This window comes from Rickettsia endosymbiont of Villa modesta, from assembly GCF_964026485.1.
Taxonomy (GTDB): Bacteria; Pseudomonadota; Alphaproteobacteria; order Rickettsiales; family Rickettsiaceae; genus Rickettsia; species Rickettsia asembonensis.
Genome location: NZ_OZ032157.1, coordinates 634223 through 652676, shown reverse-complemented (window position 1 = coordinate 652676; position 18454 = coordinate 634223). Strand labels below are relative to the sequence as shown.

Here is an 18454-nt window from a genome sequence, read left to right as displayed (position 1 = left end):
AATATCCTCTAAATTCATAATTTTATTTTATTAAGTTATCTTCTACAAACTTCCAGTTAATCATATGCTTAATAAATATGTCAACATAATCAGGTCGTTTGTTACGATAATCAATATAATAAGCATGTTCCCATACATCACATGCAAGAAGCGGCTTCACACCGTTTGCTATAGGTGTACCGGCATTAGCGGTTTTTATAATTTGTAACCTATTATCGTGATATACAAGCCATGCCCAGCCGCTACCGAACTGCCCTACTGCCTCTTGCTTAAACTGTTCGCAAAATCCTTCAAAACTACCGAAATCTTTATTAATTTGTTCTAATATTTTACCGCTTGGCTTACCTCCGCCCTGTGGCTTTATTGAATGCCAAAAAAAGGTATGATTCCATATTTGGGCTGCGTTATTAAAAATAGCCGCATTTGAGTTTTGAGATGACCATTCTATTATTTCTTCTAAATCTTTTTTTTGTAATTCTTCTTTATCTTTGAGTAAATTGTTTAGATTTTGTACATAAGCATTATGATGTTTACCATGATGATAATCAAAAGTCTCGGGAGTAAAATGTGGTTTAAAACTCTCTTTGTCATAAGGTAAATCAGGTAAGATAAAAGGATATGAGGTTTGATTAGATTTGTTGCAATAGGTCATGTTATTTTCTCCTAGGTTGTTTTTGGCTTTTTAATGTCATTTCCGCCTACGCGGGAATGACACTAGAAATATAATAACTTATAAAAATCGGAAGCTAAATAAAGCGATCCGGTTATTATAATATTTGCTTTATTATCACCGTTTATCTTCTTTATATCACTAATCGCTTCTTCGAGTGAGTCGCTTTCGCTAAAATCAATCCCGCTCTTTCTGCCTTCCAAATTTATTGTTTCTGCACTATGGCTTAGTGGTTCGGATAAAACTTTAACACTGTAACCTTTAATTGTCAAACCCTTAAAGTAGGAACAAAACTCCTCGATATTCCTATTTTTAGTCATACCGAGTATTAAATATATCGGTGATTTTAAATTATCACGAATCCAATTTGCCAAAACTTGAGCTCCGCTATTATTATGAGCTGCATCTACCCAAATTTGAACATTATCACCTATTAATTTAGAATATTTTTTCGGTTCTATTTTTTCGATTCTAGCCCGCCAAATAGTATTTTGCAGTCCTTTAGAGATAATTTCGTTGCTAATATTAAATTGTTTATTTATCAAACTTATTAAAGCAATAACGCTTGCAGCATTTATTAATTGATGATCACCGAGTAGTGAAGGAGTCGGGAACTCATAACTAAAATTTCGTGATGAATAAATAAATCCGTTGTCCGTCTTTTTAATACCAAAATCATATTCATAACAAAAACTCGGTACCTCTAACTCTTCAGCCTTTGCAAATAATGTTTCATAAACTTCCAAAGCTTGCATACTTATAACACAAGGAACGCAAGGCTTCATAATACCAGCTTTCTCAACTGCTATTAGGGGTAATGTATTACCAAGCCTATTCATATGATCATATGAAATAGGCGTAATTAAAGTAATTAACGGTCGTTCTACTATATTTGTTGCGTCTAACCGACCGCCTAGTCCCGTCTCTAAAATTAATATATCGGCTTTTGTTTCTGCAAATGCTACAAATGCTGCTGCCGTAGTACCTTCAAAGAAGCTAGGTTCGATATTAAATTTTTCGCTTGCTAACCTTACCTCCTCACAAACCTGCCATAATTCGTTATCCGAGATTTTCTCACCTGCTACTACGATTCGTTCATTAAATTCTAATAAATGAGGAGATGTATAGCAATGTACCTTATAACCGGCAAGCGTAAAGATGCTTTTAAGCATAGCACTGCTTGAACCTTTACCGTTTGTACCTGCTATATGTATGACGGGAGGAAGCCTTAAATGAGGGTTACCTAAGGCTTTTAAAAGTCTTGCTATATTTTCAAGATCATATTTAATATTATTTTTCCAGGTCGGCACCGGAAAATGCGGTATTAGCATTTGTTACTGTTTTTTTCATGAATTATAGTTAGGATCGATGTCATTCCCGCTTTCGCGGGAATGACATCGAAATATTAAATCCAATCTGTGTAATCTTGATTTTTTTCCCATTCTTCTTCTAATTTTTTTTGTTCCCTAGATAACAAAGATTGCCGTTTAACATCTTCTGCTTTCAATTGTTTAATACGTTCCTGTCCCTCGACAAATAAACGTACAGCTTCATTAATTAAATCGTTTGGACGACAATGTAATTCTGCAGCTATCAATGTAATTTTTTCACTTAAATTGGTTTCTAAGTATATACTAGTTGGAGTGTTTTTTGTTTTTATACCTGTACAACAATATTGATAACGCGAATTTAGGATAAGGAAGAAGAGAAGCATGGAATAAGAATAAAGTATTTACAAGTTAAGAGTGTTGGGTTACTGAAGTTTTTCAACAAAAAAACAAGAACCCAACAATGAAAAAATGTATCACAACTTTATTTTAGATACTAGACAATTTTTGTGAAATATATGAAGAATGGGAGAAGCAAAAATTAATACCGACAGATAGACAACGCCGGAGAGAAGGGAATTTAAGCCTTTCAGAGCTTTTAACTATCGTATTATATTTTTATATATCGCCGTGCAAAGATTTTAAGAATTATTATTTATATCACTTATCATATAAATATAGAGGTTATTTTAAATTACCAAGTTATAGTCGAATAATACAATTATGGTCAAGATTAATTCTACCGCTTGGTTATAATGTTGCAACTATTTAGAGGAGAGGAAACAGGAATTTATTGCATAGATTCAACTAAATTATCGATATGTCATACAAAACGTACAAATAGCAATAAAGTATTTAGTGGTATACTTCTTTTACCTGAAGAATTGGTAGTATTAGATATTAATTATCCATAAGAACATTGATTATTCGCTCATCTGAATATTCATTTTCCAACTTTTCAAGTTAAAGAAGTATATAGCTAAAATAGGGATGAGTAGTTATGGATGGTTTATGGGGTTTAAGTTGCATATAGTAATTAACAATAAGGGAGCGATTATGGCGATCAAAATTACCAAAGCAAATAATAGTGATTTATCGGTAGCAGACGATATAACTGATGGATTACAAGGTAAACTCTTTGGTGATAAGGGATATATTTCTAAGGAATTATTTACTAAATTATTAGGTCGTGGATTACGCTTATTTACAGGAATTAGAAAAGATATGAAGAATCATTTATTGGAAATGGAAGATAAAATACAGCTTAGAAAAAGGTCGTTGGTTGAGTCAGTATTTAATGTCCTAAAAAATAATATGAATCTTGAACACTCAAGGCATCGATCACCTACTAATTTTTTAGTTCATATTCTAGCTTGTGTTAATGCTTTTAATATTACTAAAACTAATATTTTAAACTCTTTTTTCGATAATCTTAAACTCTTCTTATCCTAAACTGGCGTTGATAATATAGATTATAACATATTATGTTATAATCTACACTATACTTGTATTTCACTACAGTCAAATTTTGAAGTTCATCGAGTTTTTGGTTTTACTATATTGATAAGTCCGATTAATAAGCCCGATTTAATTATTCCGGGTATTATAAAAAATAGTACCCCACTATAAAATGCTTCTTTTAATCCTAAAAATTTGGATAACCATAACCAGCCTAAACCCATAATAATCATATTACCGATTAAGCATAAAGTAATTTGGTTTAACAATTTATTAGAAGTAAAAATTTTATCTTTTAAGCTAGCCATAATATATACGGCAACTATGAAACCTGCTAGATATCCACCGGTAGTACCTAATAATATTGGTAAACCGCTAGAAAATTTACCAAATATCGGCACACCTGCAGCTCCTAGCGTTACAAAAGATAATACTGCTAAAGTACCGCTAACCCTATTATAAGTAAGCCCGATAAATAGTACTGCAACAGTTTGTAATGTTATGGGAACAGGCTTAAACGGTATTAATATTTGTGAACAAATAGTAAGTAATGCCACTCCTAAAACTATTTCTATTGCTTGCCTTTTGGTTAACGGTAGTGAGATTGAATTAAGTTGCATAAAATTACCTCATAATTTATTTTTAAGTAATTACACTAAATAGAATTATATAATGTTCTTGTCAATAATATAAAAATGAAAATAAAAATTTATAATGATTTAGGAGTTTCAAAAGAAAGTATTAAGCATTGCGTGCATCACTTAAAACTTTATGCTCCAAAGTATGAGGTAGATTATATTACTGCACAAGAAATTATAGACGAAAAGTGTTTTCAAAACATCTTATTACTTATTTTACTCGGTGGAAGAGATTTATACTATGTACAAAAATTGCAAGGCAAAGGAAATGATAATATAAAAAATTATTTAAAAAATGGCGGTAATTTTCTTGGAATATGTGCCGGTAGTTATTATAGCGGCAATTATTTAGAATTTGCTAAAGGAACAAATATAGAGGTTATAGGTGAAAGAGAATTAAATATTTTCAATGGAACGGTTAGAGGACCATTGCTTGCTCCTTACTACTATAATTCAAATAAAGGAGCAAGAGCCGCTTACCTAAAAATAAATCCAACACTTAATTTAAATATTAAGGATTGTTATGCTTTTTATAATGGTGGTGGATATTTTGTTGATGCAGAAAATACTCAAGATACTGAAATAATAGCAAGTTATGAAAATAATAAACCTGCAATAATAAAATGTACTTGCGGTGACGGGACAGCTATTTTAAGTGGAGTTCATCTTGAATATGAGCCTGCACTCATAAAAAATCAATCTCTTAATAATATTCGTAAAATACTAAAAGCTCATGATACGGAAAGAATCAAATTATTAAATTATATATTCAAAAATCTAAATCTGTATAATAGCTTGGAGGGGTAAAGCCAGGGATTCTATCTTGTAATAATAACCTAAAAGCCGGTCTTGATTTAATTAGTGAATACCAATGTTTGATAAGCGTCCATTTATCCCAATAAATTTCACCGAAATAATCAAGTACCGATAAGTGACAGCTTGCGGCAATATCGGCAATAGTTAGTGAATCCGATACAAGATAACTTCTTTTTTCTAGTAAAGAAGTTATATATTCCAAATGATAATTCAAATTATTTTTTGCAGCACGTAAAAATTCGGTTCTTGGGCTGCTCATTTTAGCAATTGATCTTATAACTTTTTCATTGATGATAATCTTAGTAACTTCATGATAAAATTTATCGTTAAACCAAAAGAATAATCGTCTAATTTCGCAACAAATATCAATATCTTCATCTAAAAAATTAAAATTCGGATATTTGCTATTAAGATATTCAACAAAAGGATAAATACCTACCACAAATAAGCCGTATGATTCTTCTAAAATAGGCAATGTTCCGGCAGGATTTCTTTTTAAGAAACCTTTATTGAATTGCCAATAATCTTCTTTAATCGTAGTAAATTCTATATCTAATTCTTTTAAGAAGACACGAGCTTGTCTTGAAAGAGGACAAATAGGATAATGATATAACTTTTTCATTAAATTTGTGTCATAGTAAGTTCTAGGTCATTCCGTGGCTCTTGCCCTATGTTGTACGAACACTTTGTATGCCATTCCTGCGAAAGCAGGAATCCAAAATAATGAACCTACAAGAAAAACAAGTTTTTTGTAGATTTACTAGATTCCTGCTTTCGTAGGAATGACATAAGGACCACGGGATAACAATAAGGTCTATAAGCCGGATTCTGTATGAATATAAATTCATTGCAGTTATTTATCTAGGATAAACGTTACCGTTTACCTCAAGCGATCTACCCGCATTACAAGCCGGCTAGAGATAACCCGGGAACTTGATAAGTTCTGTAACGCCTATTTGATCTTGCTCTTGGTGGGGTTTACCATGCGTAATTTGTTACCAACTTACCGGTACGCTCTTACCGTACCTTTTCACCCTTACCGAATACGAAGATCAACTTCAAAAATTGGCTACGTCGTTCTACAAGTACTACGGTACTCACATATTAAGTATACGCTCCGTTCCTCGTCTTGTGAACTCCTTGCTCTTTTTGAAGTTGATCTTCGTATTCGGCGGTATATTTTCTGTGGTACTTTCCCTAAAGTAATAATACTCTGCCGGAGGTTAACCGGCACCATACCTCTATAGAGTCCGGACTTTCCTCGTGATTATATCATCACGCAACTGCACGACCGTTTAGAATTATGGTCAATTTTCTTAAATTAGTCAATAACATTTAGAAAAAGTTCAATTAACTTATTAAGTTCTGTGAAAGTTTCTAATTGATTTGCTATTTTGAGATATTTTTTAGCAAAAATTAATAAGATTTTTTTGAAAATTTGACTTTTGTACACAGAATATAATTAAATTAATAAGTATAATAACAAATTTAAAATTTCAACTATTTTATTAAAGATATTCTTAATTTAACATTGCTACTATTTTTTTCATACTGTATAAATATGTATTTAATGCTTCTAAACACATAAATTGTTAGCAAATTTTGATATATGATATGAAAAAATTAATTTATTATTTTGGCAGTAATGGTAGTGAGGGAAACGCTAGCATGAAGAATGTACTTGGTAATAAAGGTGCCGGTCTTGCTGAAATGTCTAATCTAAAACTACCTATTCCTGATGGTTTTACAATAACTACAGAGCTATGTAACTACTTTTACACCCACAATAATAACTTTCCTAAAAATTTTCAAAACGACTTAAAAAAAGCTATCACCGAACTTGAAATAACTACCGGTAAAATTTTCGGCAGCACAAGCAATCCCCTATTATTATCGGTGCGTTCGGGTTCTACGGTTTCAATGCCTGGAATGATGGATACTATCCTTAATCTTGGAATGAATAACGAAGTGTGCAATGCTCTTGCGGATTCCTGTGGTGATAAACGATTTGCTCTTGATAGTTACAAAAGATTTCTAGAAATGTATGGTTCAACGGTATTATCTATACCTAGTGATCTATTTGAACAAATTTATGAAAAGCACAAGATTCAAGCCGATATTCATAAAGATAGCGATATTACCGTAGAATTATTAGAAAAAATTATTGAGGATTTCAAACGGTTGCATATTAAGTATACTAAGCAACTAATTAATGATCCTTATGAACAGTTAGCATCAGCAATTAAAGCGGTGCTACATTCTTGGATGAGTAATAGAGCGGTTATATATAGAAAAATCAATAATATTTCGGAAGGTTTCGGTACGGCGATTAATATCCAAGCAATGGTTTTCGGTAATTTAGGTAAAACTTCAGCTACGGGAGTTGCTTTTACTAGATCACCTTCTACAGGAGAAAAAAAGCTCTTTGGAGAGTTTTTAATAAATGCTCAAGGTGAAGACATAGTATCGGGAACGAGAACACCTATGCCTATTATTGCAAATGATTCAAATTCTATGCAAGCAATGATGCCGGAAGTGTTTAAGGAATTATCACAAATTGCGAAAAAGCTTGAAGAACATTACTTAGATGTGCAGGATATAGAATTTACTATAGAAAATAATAAGCTATATATCTTACAAACACGTACTGCAAAAAGAACAGCCATCGCTGCTATTAATATTGCCGTACAAATGGTAGAAGAAAAGCTTATTTCTAAAGAACAAGCCTTAATGAGAATCGATCCGGAATCATTAAATCAATTATTACATACAAGAATTGATTACAGTAAGGGGCTTACTTCTATTGCCGAGGGCCTACCTGCTTCTCCTGGGGCTGCAACAGGTATTGCGGTATTCTCACCTTATGATGCCGAAAAATTATCTCATCATCATAAAGTAATTTTAGTACGCCATGATACTAGCCCTGAGGATATTAACGGAATGCATGTTTCTTCAGGTATTTTAACTATTAGAGGGGGAATGACTTCACATGCCGCAGTTGTGGCAAGAGGTATGGGGAAGCCTTGTGTTTGCGGTACAAGTAATTTATCTATAGATGAGAAAAAGCAAATATTAACAGCAGGCGACATAGTTATTAAACAAGGTGATATTATAACGATTGACGGAGGTAGCGGCAAAATCTTCTTAGGTGAAATGCCGTTAATTCAACCTACTTTCAGTGAGGAATCAAAATTAATTTTAGATTGGGCAGACGAGATTAGTAGCTTAAAAGTTCGTGCAAATGCCGAAACAGTTAACGATGCTTTAGTATCTATAAAATTTGGAGCTCAAGGTGTAGGTTTGTGTCGTAGCGAACATATGTTTTTTGATAAAAATAAAATTCCTTTAGTAAGGGAAATGATTATTGCTCCTGATATAGAACGTAGAAAGCTTGCTGTGCAGAAATTATTACCTCTGCAAACTGAGGATTTTAAAGCTTTATTTAGAGTAATGAAAGACAAACCGGTAAATATTAGATTACTTGATCCGCCGTTACATGAGTTTTTACCTACCACCGAAGAAGATAAAAAGAATTTGGCAAATAGCTTAAATCTACCGTTATCCATGATTAATCAACGTCTTCATGCTATGCATGAAGTAAATCCTATGCTCGGTCACCGTGGATGTAGACTTGGTATATGTTCACCGGAAATTTACCAAATGCAAATTGAAGCAATTTTTACGGCTATTTTTGAGCTACATAAAAAAGAACATATAGAATGTAATTTAGAACTAATGATTCCTTTAATTAGCAATGTAGGTGAAATGAAAAAGCTTAAAATGGATATTTATGAGGTAATAGAGGAATTAGAGCAACGTTATAGATATAAATTTTCTTTTACGCTCGGTACTATGATAGAACTACCAAGGGCAGCACTCGGCAGTAAGAAAATAGCTAAGGAAGTTGACTATTTTAGTTTTGGGACTAATGATTTAACTCAGACTACATACGGAATTTCTAGAGATGATATTGCATCTTTCCTCCCATATTATTTAAAAGAGAAGATTTTTGAATCCGATCCATTTACTACTCTAGATGAAGAAGGTGTAGGAGAATTAATTGAAATTGCTATAAAACGAGGAAAAAGCAGTAATGCTAATTTGAAACTCGGAGCTTGCGGAGAACATGCAGGAAACCCTGCCTCTATAGAATTTTTTCATAGAATGAATTTAAACTATGTTTCTTGCTCTCCATATCGTATCCCTATAGCAAGAATCGCCGCAGCACAAGCTAAGATTAAACACGGGTGATAAAGGCGTTGCCCGCATGGCTCTTTTATGTCATGCCCGCGAAAGCGGGAATCCAGAAAAAAGCAAAATGTCATCCCGTGGCTTGACCACGGGATCTTGTTATTACAGACTGAGTCCTGAGATACCGCGATCAAGTCGCGGTATGACATTAAAGATGACTGGATTCCCGCCTATGCGGGAATGACATAGAGTCAATGCCCCGTAATAATGACATTCACCACTTATATTATTTACAAATTAATATGATCATAATACCGATATTAAGCATTTTTGGCTTTTCGTCTTTTTTTGCCAAATATTTCAAAACAAAATTGACCTTCACTATTCCCGTAACAATCAGCATATTAGTACCGATTTTATATTGTTTTGCTATGTTAAAGCTATTACCGGTTGCAACATATATAAGTTATTTCATCGGTATATTTTTAGCTTTCATGTCATTTCCCTCTTTTATGTTATCTTCCCCCTTCATGTCATCCTCGCTCTTTATGTCATTCCCGCGAAAGCGGGAATCCAGAAAAAATATAATTGAAATCATCATATTCGCTTTACTAATCTTCATATTTTTTCTTTATACAAGAGAGGTATCGCTGCATGCTTATGATGATTTCTCGCACTGGGGGATATTTACTAAAGAATTGTTATATTTCGGTGTTTTTGAGAATCAGTCTTCGTTAACTTCCATTATTACTACTCATGCCCATTATCCAAGAGGTGCTGCAGTTTATCATTACTTCCTGCTTTTACGTTCAGGTTATTCGGACGGTAACGTATTATTTGCACATTTCTTATTACATTTAGCATTTCAAGCTCCTTTAGCCGCAAATAAGAAATTGTGGCAAACCGGTGTGTTGTTCACACTGTTACTTTGCAGCGTAGTATTATATACAACCGGAATTCGCTCTATATATAACGACAGCACCATCGGCTTAATGTTTGGAGCTATTTTTACGATTTATATACTTGAGGAAGACAAGAAAAAAGCATTATTGCTTATTTTACCTATTACGATATTGTTGGCCTCTTTCCGAGAAATTGGAACATGGTTTGCTAGTTTTGCTTCGATAATTCTTATAGCTCATTATACAATTTTCTATAAAAAACCTAAAAAATTAAGTGATTATATTATATATCTGATACTACTTACCTTACCAATTTTGTGTAATTTTATTTGGATGAGTTATTTTAAAAATACTCATGATTTTTTTGACAGAGGCGAACATAGTTTTAGCAATTTAATATATATTGTTGAAAATTTTAATGAACAGCATAGAGCATTATTACTAAATTACGGTAAATTTCTCTTGTTATTCTTAGTAAAAGAAGGAAGTTTAGTTGTATATACTATTTGTATAGCAGCATGGTACGGAATTCGTAAATATAAACCGGATTTGCTAAAAGAATATAAATTTTTTCTGATAAGTATGTTTGCTTGTTTTATAATTTTTGCCTTGTGGCGATTATATTTATATTTCTTTAACTTTAGCTATGAGGAGGCAATTAGAGGAGCCTCATTACTTAGATACCTTGGATGTTATGTTATAGCTATCGGAATGATTGCAGCTTCATATGTTAAAAATAGTATTTGCTTAAATAAGCAAAGTAATAAAGAATTATTTATATTCCTTCTGCTTCTTGCTGTTTCTACGTTTTCCGTAGTAAAAAATATATTAAGAATCAAACACTTAAGCTTAGAACAAAAGAATTTTATCCAGCAAACGACAGAAATTAAAAAGCTATTGAAGCAAGGAAATAAAATTGAATTTAATTTTAGTGGTAAGAAAGATAATTTACAATGTTATGTATTAAATTATAATCTAGCACCGTATTTAGATAAAAAATATTTACAAGAATGTATAAAAACCCCTAAAGAAGCGACGATAGAAACAGCAGAAGAACTATACTCTCCCTTTAAATAGCTTTTGGAGATTTGTTGCACAGCTCCTATGTCATTCTAGCTAAAAGCGGGAATCCATACTTTTTTGTTGTCATACCGTGGCTTGACCACGGTATCCAAAAAAACAATAAACATACTAATAATTTTAGCATTTTTAACTGGATCCCGTGGTCAAGCCACGGTATGACAGAGGTGAAATTGATCCATGCAAGAATGACATAAAACCAATATAGATTTTAACAGTTATGGATATAAAATATAATTTAGCTGCCGCTTACCGAATAATGGCGTATTTATCGCTGGATGATCATACTTATACGCATCTATCCGCAAAACCTAAAAATGCCGATTTTTACTATATTTATCCTTTTGGACTAAGTTTTGAAGAAGTAACTACGAAGAATCTTTTAAAAGTTAGTTTAGACGGAAAAATTTTAGAAGGGGAAGAATATCAATATAATAAAACCGGTTACTTTATTCATAGTAGTATTTATAAAGCACGCCCTGATATTTCTGCCGTTTTTCATTATCATACTCCCGCAAGCATAGCAGTTTCTGCTTTAAAATGCGGGCTTTTACCGCTCAGTCAATGGGCATTACATTTTTACGACAGAATATCATATCATGATTATAATTCTCTAGTACTAGATGCCGACAAACAGAGTAGTAGACTTGTTACTGATCTTAAACAGAATTATGTGATGTTACTTCGTAATCACGGTGCTATTACCTGCGGCAAAACTATTCATGAAGCTATGTTTTATACTTACCATTTAGAACAAGCTTGTAAAACACAATGTTTGCTAAATTCCACAAAAGAACAAGAGATTATAACTCCTTCCGTAGAAATATGTAAGCAGACGGTAAAAGACTTATTATCGTTTGAAGAAGATTTAGGCAAACGTGACTGGGAAGCGTGGCTACGACTTGTAAAGATGTGATCACAACACTACTATCCCGGCAGCTTTACTTGCTTGTTTTAAGGATTTATCAAGGGTTGCTATTGGTAACCCACAGCGTAATGCTAACTCTAAAGAGCTAGCATCATAAAGTGTTAATCCATACTGCAACGCTAAATCCATTGTTTCAAACCATGTGTGCTCTAGGGTTATTTGATCAACTTATGATGTAAATATCTTTTAAAGTATAAATTGCTTGGTGGCGTTGATTGGAAGTAAGACGTTTTGCACGCTCTGCACATAATAATATATTTCCAATCTCAAGTCCCCAAATAGAAGGGACGATTGTTCCTTCCGTTATGGTTTTATCTAGTATATCCAAGCTTGCTACTTCATACGGCATAAGCCATGATAAAGCTATTGAAGAATCTAAAACAAAAGAGACCATTTTTTACTTTTTACCCTCATTTCTGTAATTTAGCCATACTTCTAAATCCGATGGTTGTAAATTAATTTCTTTTGCAAGTTTCCGAAGTCTAAGAGCTGCAATGTTTGCAATCTCAATATTATTATGAGAATCAATAGGAACAATTTTTGCAGCAGCTTTACCTCTTTTAGTAATTAAAATTTCTTCGCCTTTACTAGCACGGTCTAATAACTTAGAAAAATGTGTTTTAGCATCAAAGGCTGTAATTGCGTTTTTCATATAATTAACTAGTTGATTATAACATATTTTAAATTCAAATGTCAAAAACTTTAATGCCTACAACCGCTACCGTGAATATGTGGAGGATGGAGTTTGATATGCTTTAGCATCTTTTTAAGGAGTGTATCACGCTTAAGTTTTGATACATAATCTAAGAAAGTTTTGCCGTTTAAATAATCTATTTCATGCTGAATTACAGTTGCTAAAAAGCCTTCTGCTTCTAGCTCTTGTTTATTACCGTTATAATCAAGATATTTTACCTTGATTGCTTTTGATCGTGTAATAGATGCTTCAATGCCTGGAAATGATAAAGAACCCTCAATAAAAGTTTGTTTTTCTTCCGAAAAATAAGTTATTTCCGGGTTAATAAAAACTATAGGCGATGATTTATTATTTTCATGTAGGTCACTGCTATACGCTTTAATATTCCTACCATATTAGCCCCCAAGCCTACTGCCCTTTCTATATGTAAAGTCTGAAGCATTTTGTCGACAATAGTACGAATATTATCATCAACAATGTCTATATATACCGCTAGTAAATGAAGAGTTGGTATATACCTCTAGTAAATGAAAAATTGTCAAAGAAGTCAGCAAGCGTTATTAAGTAAGAATGGATTTATAGAAAATTAACATCAGTAGAAAAAGAAGAATTAAAGCTTTACCATAGAAGCGAAAGGGATAAGAGGATTTGTGATAGAATCAAAGCTGTTTTCATGTATGATGATAGCTATAGTATTGATGAGATATCGAAAGTGTTATTACTGAGTGATGAAGGGATAAGAAAACATATTATGGGAGTGTTGAGCTATGAAGAGTAAAAGGTTATAATGTGATAAAAAAATAAGAAAGTAAAAAATGTCAGAGCATCAAATAACAATGGTCAGTTTAGATGAATTAGTTAGCCCGGAACATCAATATCGTAAATTTAAAAGTTAATTTAATTTCAAAGTAGTTGAAAGAGAGTTATTAGCGATAGAAACTGAAGCTAATTATAAAGGCTATGGAGCATTGAGGTTATTTAAATGTTTACTTCTACAATTTATGGAAGACTTATCTGATCGAGAATTAGAACGTTATTTCGCTGATAGTAATGCCGGCAAATGGTTTTGTGATTTTGCTCTTACAGAGACGACTCCAGATTATAGTGTGTTTAGTAAAATACGTAAGAAAATAGGTACTAACTTACTATCAAAAATATTTGCAAACTTTAGAGAACAACTACGAAAGCAAGGTTATATGAGCGAGGTATTTACCTTTGTAGATGCCTCTCATTTGATCTCAAAAGCTAGTCTTTGGACAGAACGTGATGAGTTGAGGAAGCAAAAATATGACAAGCTAAATAATGAGACTTTGCCCAAAGTTGCGAATGATAAACAAGCTAAAATTGGTTGTAAAGGAGGTAATAAGTTTTGGTATGGTTATAAAAAACATGTTAGCGTTGATATCCAATCAGGGATTATTAATAAGGTTGCAGTTACCTCTGCAAATGTTACTGATAGCAAAGGTTTTAAACACGTTATGCCACGCTCCGGTGCTGCATATGTAGATAAAGCATATTGTACAAAGTCTACCAAAGATACAGCAACTAGGCAAGAAGTGCATCTTTGTGCTGTAAAGAAAAATAACATGAAAGATAAAAATTTTGACCTTGATAGATATTATACAAAAATTAGAGCACCTTTTGAAAGAGTATTCTCACAAGATAATAAACGTGTCAGATACATTGGTATTGCCAAAAATCAATTCTCGGAATTTATGAATGCTATATGTTTTAATTTGAAACGCTTAACCGTTTTAACGGCTAGCTAATATTATAATGGATAACGCATAGATAATAACAAAATCTCCACTGATTTTTACTAATTTTGTATATACTTCTTTTACCTGAAGAATTGGTAGTATTAGATATTAATTATCCATAAGAACATTGATTATTCGCTCATCTAAATATTCATTTTCCAACTTTTCAAGTTAAAGAAGTATACTGAACAAAAATTATCTTAATTTTAAACACTATTTCTTCCAAAAAAATATCCTTCCTATAATTCTCTACTTAATTTCTTATCTCTCAACACTTCCATTATCATAATGCTCAGAAGCTTAAGCCTGGAAATGGCGGTAGTGATAGTAAACTTACTAGACAGGAGGAAGCAGAGTTAATAGTTCATCTAGAAAATAATAATTATATGTATGCTAGAGATATAGGTTTGTTCATAGAACGTCAATATGGAGTAATCTATACATTAGCTGGGGTAATCAAGCTGTTACACAGACTTGGTTTTAGTTATCAGAAACTTAAGTTAATTCCTGGAAAAATAGATTTAGCTAAGCAAGAGGAATTTAAGCTGCAATATAGTTTGCTAAAAAATAATTTAGCTAAAGATGAGTCTATTTATTTTATGGATAGTGTTCATCCTCAATACCAAACTCGAGCAAGATTTGGTTGGATTAGAAAGAATGTAGTTAAAACATTACCAAGTTTCAGTGGTTGGAAGCGTAAACATATTATTGGTGCTATTAATCTTAAGGATTTAGAGGTAGTAACAACTGACAATCCTAAGGTTAATGGTGATTATATTATTGAATTTTTAAAGAAATTAGAAGCAAATAATCAAGATAAAAGTAAGATTTATTTGATATGCGATAATGCTGGATATCATAGGTCAAAAAAGGTAAAAGAATATCTACAATACAGTAAAATAGAGTTACTATTTTTGCCAGCATATAGTCCTAATTTGAATCCAATTGAACGACTGTGGAAATTTATGCATTCTGTTGTAAGTAACAATAAATTTTATGCGAATTTTGAGACATTTACTGATTCTATACGAATATTTTTTGAAAATATTGAAAAATATAAAAATAAAATTTCTTCATTGGTAAATGACAATTTTCAAACCATTGTGCCTAATCATTTTAACAACTCTTCATGTTGAAGAAGTATATTCTGCTTGTTTTTTAAAAATATCGTTTGGTGCATAAACTATTTGATAGTAATGTTTCTCTTGATTCATTAATATACTCCGGATAAATGAAGAGTTATTTTTGCATTGCTAAATAAAGTTGTTTTATGGTGTAGTTTGGTCTTCCGATGTATTCCCGCGTAGGCGGGAATCCAGTGCTGATCAAGCTTTTTAAAAGCTCAATTTATCTCGCTTTATCCTGGATTCCCGCCTGCACGGGAATGACATCGAGTAATTTATTTAGCAATGCCGTTATTTAATTACGATAGCTGATAATATATTCTGATTATAAGGTTCTTGCAAATGATATGAGCGTCTTTTACTTGGGTATTTTAACGGATTTGTGTAAGTATCTTCACCGATATTTTTTATATCTTTAACACTGGTTTCTTTAAGCTTTGACTCTACAAAGCTAGGTAAATCAAACATATAATGATTTTCTTTTATCGAGTTTATAAAAAACTGTTTATTGTTAATATCTTTACTTAAGAAAGCTTTATAATATTCATCATCAACCTCATATGAACTTTGAGCTATAGCAGGGCCTATAATTGCTATTAAATTCTTTGCTCCTTTTTCTATCATTTTAGTAACTATATTACTAATAATATTATTTATACTTCCTTTCCAACCCGCATGTGCCGCTCCGATTATTTTACCGTCGCCGCTTGCAAGTAATACCGGTACACAATCTGCCGATTGTACCGCTAATACTAAATTTTTCTTAGTTGTAATGCTTCCATCTGCTTCAGGTACTGCTATTATGGACTCATCAGCATTAACAATTTGATTGCCATGTACTTGATTTAAAATTAAAATATCTTGTGCTTTAAAATAAGTAGTAATAGATTTTTTGTTTTCAACTATTTCTGTTTCATTTATAGAGTTATTTTTTTTTATATATCTATGACTTGAATTATTGAATGTTTTATCAAAAATTTTATAATAAACTGATCCGTTTATTAATCCTTCCATGAAAATACCCCATATTAATTATAATAGTTTTATTAATACTTTATCCGGTCGTTTACAAAAAAATAAACAGCTAGAAAAAATAATAGCACAATTTCATCAAGACTATAACCTAATCCCTATTATCGGCGTAGAAATAGAGTTTTATTTAAGTCACAATATTGATATAGCTAAATTTGAAATACTTTCAAGAAAATACTTAGCTAGATTTAAAATTTCTAAAATAAAAAAAGAAAAAGGCAATAATCAATTTGAAATAGATCTTCCTCCTTCTGTAAACCTAATACAATATATAAAAAATATATTAGAGGTTAAAACTATTTTAAAAAAAATGGCACAGCAGTTAAACGGTTATATAGATTTTTCTCCTAAGCCGTTTTTGGATGATTATGGTAATAGTATGCATTTTCATATTAATTTTAATTCCGAGTTTAATGATTATTATATAATTTTAGCAGCACAAGGGTTATGTCACTATATGTTAGACACCCTACTTGCTTTTATGCCGACTACTCTAGATTATTCACGGATAAATAAAAGATTTATGGCTCCTACGCATATATCATACGGTGGAAATAATAGAAGCGTAGCCGTACGAATTCCTAATTCTTTTCCCAAACGTTTAGAACATCGCTTATCTTCTCCTGAAACCGATCCGTATATAGCAATTTTTACTATTTTAAAATCAATATTGTTGGCTTTAAAATCTCCAAGTTCGCTCCAAAAAATAGAAAAAATTTATGGGAACGTTTTCGATCCGCAATATAATTTAACTCCATTACCTACATCATCTCAGGATAGCTTTATGTTATTTAAACCGGAGTTTTTTAAATAATTTGTATTTTGTTCGTAAAACCTAAAAACTAAAAAATAATTGTTTTTTTACAACTAAAATAAAGATTGATATAAAGTTTTAAATCAATAAAACTGCCGAAATTGTTTCAATTAATTATTTTATTTTTATAAAACTAAATACTTATGAAGTGCTTTAAGCCGCACTTCACTCTATATTTTCATAATTTTTCATTAGATAATTAAATTCCGCACCATAGATAAATATCATATTTATAATATAGAAAAATATTAATGTAACTATTATACTACCAAGGGAACCATACATTAGATTTAGTTGATTATAATAGACTATATATGTTGAAAGCAAATCGCCGCTTATTACCCATAATATCACAGTTAATAAAGCCCCTGGAAATACATCGATAAAATTTAGTTTTACATTAGGTAATATATAATACAAAGATGAGGCACCTAAAAATAATAAAATTAAAATTAAAGAATATCTTATAAAATTTAAAATGATCTTATATTTTTCAATGGTCTCTAATATTATCGGAATTTTTGTAAATAATATTGGAATTACCACTAAAAGAAACATAGTAAAGGTAATCAAGGCACTAATTATAAGAAACTGTATAATACTAAGTAATCTTCTTCTTATATAAGGGGGGGGAGATTTTATTTGATATACACGATTTAAAATAGTCCTTAAACATTCTACAAAAGAAGAAGCAGTCCAAATACTGCCTACTATGGCAAGATTCATTAAACTTTGAGGAGGAGCACTTAGTAATTCTCGTATTCTCTTTTCTATTGATTCCGTTGCTTGTTCCGGAAGACTCTCTAGAAAAATGTGTATAAAATTTTGACCAAGTTCTGAAGCTCCTAAAAAGCTTGTTAAAGCTAATAAGAATACTAGGAAAGGGAAAATAGATAAAAGTATCATGAATGACATATATCCTGAATGTTCAACGCCATCATCTTCTATTGTTCTAAATAAGGCTACGTAAAGACAATTAAAAATTTTTCTCATTATAAAAGCTAAGTTGTTATTATTAA

General features: G+C 31.7%; 19 protein-coding genes, 1 other RNA gene and 3 pseudogenes. 10 read left to right on the top strand and 13 right to left on the bottom strand.

The genetic code is table 11. The annotated features are described in order from the left end of the window. Positions 1–22: 22 nt before the first annotated feature. The 3 genes from AC5584_RS03720 to AC5584_RS03710 all read right to left on the bottom strand — a co-directional run bounded on the left by AC5584_RS03720 (position 23) and on the right by AC5584_RS03710 (position 2267). Positions 23–652, bottom strand: coding sequence for a superoxide dismutase (locus AC5584_RS03720; protein WP_499216856.1), 630 nt, complete (start codon positions 650–652; stop codon positions 23–25). Between the two features lie 62 nt (positions 653–714). Beyond that, positions 715–2001, bottom strand: coding sequence for a folylpolyglutamate synthase/dihydrofolate synthase family protein (locus tag AC5584_RS03715; RefSeq protein WP_499216855.1), 1287 nt, complete (start codon positions 1999–2001; stop codon positions 715–717). Between the two features lie 74 nt (positions 2002–2075). Then, the gene (locus AC5584_RS03710; RefSeq protein WP_040255657.1) at positions 2076–2267 is read right to left on the bottom strand and encodes a hypothetical protein; all 192 of its coding nucleotides are present in this window, start codon (positions 2265–2267) and stop codon (positions 2076–2078) included. Positions 2268–2491: 224 nt separating this feature from the next. Between AC5584_RS03710 and AC5584_RS03705 the strand changes: the two are divergent. After that, a pseudogene (locus tag AC5584_RS03705) lies at positions 2492–3450 on the top strand (IS982 family transposase). An 83-nt stretch (positions 3451–3533) separates the two neighbouring features. Here the strand turns inward: AC5584_RS03705 and AC5584_RS03700 are convergent. Beyond that, positions 3534–4076: a biotin transporter BioY gene (locus AC5584_RS03700; protein ID WP_499161944.1), complete on the bottom strand. Its 543-nt coding sequence runs from the start codon at positions 4074–4076 to the stop codon at positions 3534–3536. Between the two features lie 75 nt (positions 4077–4151). Between AC5584_RS03700 and AC5584_RS03695 the strand changes: the two genes are divergently transcribed. After that, on the top strand, positions 4152–4901 hold the full coding sequence (locus tag AC5584_RS03695; protein ID WP_499216854.1) for a BPL-N domain-containing protein: 750 nt from the start codon (positions 4152–4154) through the stop codon (positions 4899–4901). Here the strand turns inward: AC5584_RS03695 and AC5584_RS03690 are convergent. Both AC5584_RS03690 and rnpB read right to left on the bottom strand, forming a co-directional pair. Then, positions 4864–5532, bottom strand: a complete 669-nt coding sequence (locus tag AC5584_RS03690; RefSeq protein ID WP_499216853.1) for a glutathione S-transferase family protein — start codon at positions 5530–5532, stop codon at positions 4864–4866. The two genes, AC5584_RS03695 and AC5584_RS03690, sit on opposite strands and share 38 nt — an antisense overlap. 179 nt (positions 5533–5711) lie before the next feature. Further along, positions 5712–6209, bottom strand: an RNA gene (gene rnpB, locus AC5584_RS03685) — RNase P RNA component class A. Positions 6210–6524: 315 nt separating this feature from the next. Here rnpB and ppdK point away from each other — a divergent pair. Beyond that, the gene (gene ppdK / locus AC5584_RS03680) at positions 6525–9161 is read left to right on the top strand and encodes a pyruvate, phosphate dikinase (RefSeq protein WP_499216852.1); all 2637 of its coding nucleotides are present in this window, start codon (positions 6525–6527) and stop codon (positions 9159–9161) included. Positions 9162–9177: 16 nt separating this feature from the next. Continuing rightward, complete coding sequence (locus tag AC5584_RS03675; protein WP_499217113.1) at positions 9178–9345, top strand: hypothetical protein; 168 nt, start codon at positions 9178–9180, stop codon at positions 9343–9345. 42 nt (positions 9346–9387) lie between these two features. On the opposite strand, the gene AC5584_RS03670 is transcribed toward AC5584_RS03675, so the two are convergent. Continuing rightward, positions 9388–9504: a pyruvate phosphate dikinase gene (locus AC5584_RS03670; RefSeq protein WP_410526553.1), complete on the bottom strand. Its 117-nt coding sequence runs from the start codon at positions 9502–9504 to the stop codon at positions 9388–9390. Between the two features lie 28 nt (positions 9505–9532). On the opposite strand from AC5584_RS03670, the gene AC5584_RS03665 reads away from it, so the two are divergent. From AC5584_RS03665 to AC5584_RS03655, 3 genes are read left to right on the top strand one after another with little or no spacing between them, the layout of a single operon-like run. After that, positions 9533–11080 (top strand): hypothetical protein, encoded by a 1548-nt coding sequence (locus AC5584_RS03665; RefSeq protein WP_499216851.1) that lies wholly within the window; start codon positions 9533–9535, stop codon positions 11078–11080. 11 nt (positions 11081–11091) lie between these two features. After that, positions 11092–11280: a hypothetical protein gene (locus tag AC5584_RS03660; protein WP_499217112.1), complete on the top strand. Its 189-nt coding sequence runs from the start codon at positions 11092–11094 to the stop codon at positions 11278–11280. A 23-nt stretch (positions 11281–11303) separates the two neighbouring features. Then, positions 11304–11999: a class II aldolase/adducin family protein gene (locus AC5584_RS03655; protein ID WP_499216850.1), complete on the top strand. Its 696-nt coding sequence runs from the start codon at positions 11304–11306 to the stop codon at positions 11997–11999. 175 nt (positions 12000–12174) lie between these two features. Here the strand turns inward: AC5584_RS03655 and AC5584_RS03650 are convergent, their stop codons facing one another. From AC5584_RS03650 to def, 3 genes and pseudogenes are all read right to left on the bottom strand, one after another. Continuing rightward, positions 12175–12360 carry a type II toxin-antitoxin system VapC family toxin gene (locus AC5584_RS03650; RefSeq protein WP_499216849.1) on the bottom strand — a complete coding sequence of 62 codons (186 nt, stop codon included), beginning with the start codon at positions 12358–12360 and terminating at the stop codon, positions 12175–12177. A 48-nt stretch (positions 12361–12408) separates the two neighbouring features. Then, positions 12409–12663, bottom strand: a complete 255-nt coding sequence (locus tag AC5584_RS03645; protein ID WP_011271061.1) for a type II toxin-antitoxin system Phd/YefM family antitoxin — start codon at positions 12661–12663, stop codon at positions 12409–12411. Positions 12664–12713: 50 nt separating this feature from the next. Beyond that, positions 12714–13198, bottom strand: a pseudogene (gene def / locus AC5584_RS03640) (peptide deformylase); the annotation flags it as partial. 439 nt (positions 13199–13637) lie between these two features. Between def and AC5584_RS03635 the strand changes: the two are divergent. After that, positions 13638–14474 carry a transposase gene (locus AC5584_RS03635; protein WP_499216921.1) on the top strand — a complete coding sequence of 279 codons (837 nt, stop codon included), beginning with the start codon at positions 13638–13640 and terminating at the stop codon, positions 14472–14474. A 254-nt stretch (positions 14475–14728) separates the two neighbouring features. Continuing rightward, the gene (locus tag AC5584_RS03630) at positions 14729–15601 is read left to right on the top strand and encodes an IS630 family transposase (protein WP_499216941.1); all 873 of its coding nucleotides are present in this window, start codon (positions 14729–14731) and stop codon (positions 15599–15601) included. A gap of 6 nt (positions 15602–15607) precedes the next feature. Here the strand turns inward: AC5584_RS03630 and AC5584_RS03625 are convergent. Together AC5584_RS03625 and pgeF are read right to left on the bottom strand one after the other, a co-directional pair. Beyond that, positions 15608–15679: pseudogene (locus AC5584_RS03625) on the bottom strand (peptide deformylase); the annotation flags it as partial. Positions 15680–15880: 201 nt separating this feature from the next. After that, positions 15881–16603 (bottom strand): peptidoglycan editing factor PgeF, encoded by a 723-nt coding sequence (gene pgeF, locus AC5584_RS03620; RefSeq protein ID WP_499216848.1) that lies wholly within the window; start codon positions 16601–16603, stop codon positions 15881–15883. Here pgeF and AC5584_RS03615 point away from each other — a divergent pair. Then, positions 16602–17435, top strand: a complete 834-nt coding sequence (locus tag AC5584_RS03615) for a type I glutamate--ammonia ligase (RefSeq protein ID WP_499216847.1) — start codon at positions 16602–16604, stop codon at positions 17433–17435. The two genes, pgeF and AC5584_RS03615, sit on opposite strands and share 2 nt — an antisense overlap. A gap of 165 nt (positions 17436–17600) precedes the next feature. On the opposite strand, the gene AC5584_RS03610 is transcribed toward AC5584_RS03615, so the two are convergent. Next, complete coding sequence (locus AC5584_RS03610; RefSeq protein WP_499216846.1) at positions 17601–18428, bottom strand: YihY/virulence factor BrkB family protein; 828 nt, start codon at positions 18426–18428, stop codon at positions 17601–17603. Between the last annotated feature and the right edge of the window lie 26 nt (positions 18429–18454).